At 37.9% G+C, this 1,446-nt stretch carries 1 protein-coding gene; it reads right to left on the bottom strand.

The genetic code is table 11. The features are described 5' to 3' along the window. Positions 1 to 151: 151 nt before the first annotated feature. Positions 152 to 1,306, bottom strand: a complete 1,155-nt coding sequence (locus tag EJL04_RS16260) for a caspase family protein (protein WP_125105678.1) — start codon at positions 1,304 to 1,306, stop codon at positions 152 to 154. Between the last annotated feature and the right edge of the window lie 140 nt (positions 1,307 to 1,446).

Below are 1,446 nucleotides of genomic sequence, written 5' to 3'. Positions count from 1 at the left end.
GTCATATCATATACGTTTTTATTGTCCATACATCTCGCATCAAGCATAAAGTGTTCCAATACACGCCTATCGGACATCTTGGCGGTTTAAACTTTGCTAATTTGGGAACATGCGGACATTCATTAATGTAAATAGCTTTTTCATAACTTTTTTATTTATAATCTTTATATATTTCATGTATCTTAAGGTAAGTATACTTACCTGCATTGTCTATTTTACTTTCTAGTTCAACCAGATTTACGAGGTTATGAGCAGTGCATAGCCTAAGCATAAAGTCACTTGCGGTTTCCGTAGATACGATTGTTGTTCCGTTACGTCCTACAGATTCCACTTTGACATTAGGTGTGGCAAAAAGGTCGGGCAAGGCTGCCTGCATAACCTCAATACGGGCACTTTCTTTAAATTCCTCGTTGCCAATAGCGGTAAGCAAATCAATTGCAGTAATGTCTTCGCTATCAGCGTTTCCTGTTGCCGTATTTTCTGGGGCTTGTACCGTATGGACCGTTTCTGTAGGGATTGTAGATACACAAACTACTGGTGTATGTTTTGCCTTTTCTTTTGTAATGTCTGTTGCTGCTCCGAATATTGTATTCCAGTCCGCATCGAGTCCTTGCTTTACAACGGCTTGTAAGGCACTAAGAAAGTAAATTGTAAAAGCACCTCCAGCTGGTGAACCGTCATTGTAAGATAAGGTAATAGAGTTTTCGCCTTTTTTGCTTCCTGAAGCAATTATAAAACCTTTATAGTTCATGAAAAGGTTTGTGTATGTATTGACAGGACCTTTCGTAAGAACTGTAAAGCCTTTTGATGCTGATTCTTTTGACGTCACACCGGGAGAAATCGAATTGCAGCAATCCCCCAAAACAATCTTTAGTCGTGCATTTTGCGCTTTCAGCTTATTTAGAACTGATTCCAAAGGAAAGAATTCACTTTCACGGCGGCTGCCTAAACACATCTGGGGATATTCTGATCTGTCATTTAATGAACGTGTACCATGTCCGGAATAATAAAATATAATAACGTCATCATTATTAGTGTTAAGACCGTCAAGTACTTTTATCAGTTGAGCTTTTGAACAGTTCTCTCCCGAGAAAAAATGCTTGTTTAGTTTCATGCCGGTAGCAGACGCAATCGTGCTGACCTCCATGGTCATGTTTATATAATCCTGTTTGTCAAAAATTCCAATGTTAGGATCATTTGTGTCTGCAAAAATAATAGCATGCAATGTTTGTGCCCGTAGTAGGGTGCAGCTATAAGATAAGGGTAACAGAATTACCGAAATCAAACATAACAAAATTCGTTTCATAAATATTACTTGTTTATAGTTAAAAAGAAATGGTTTGCGAATTACACAAACGAAATTTGAGAGTTAGAAGTGACTCCAACTCTTCTTTATAGTTTCCGATATTGTCGAAGAAATCCTTGATGGCCTGTCTGAATTTCTCT

Source organism: Prevotella marseillensis, from assembly GCF_900625065.1.
In the GTDB taxonomy this organism is placed as follows: Bacteria; Bacteroidota; Bacteroidia; order Bacteroidales; family Bacteroidaceae; genus Prevotella; species Prevotella rara.
Note: the sequence above shows the minus strand (reverse complement) of the source record. Positions and strands in the feature narration are given on the sequence as shown.

Bases quoted from the DNA above. Each gene is read 5' to 3' on its own strand.
- EJL04_RS16260 (WP_125105678.1), bottom strand. From the start codon at position 1,306: ATGAAACGAATTTTGTTATGTTTGATTTCGGTAATTCTGTTACCCTTA.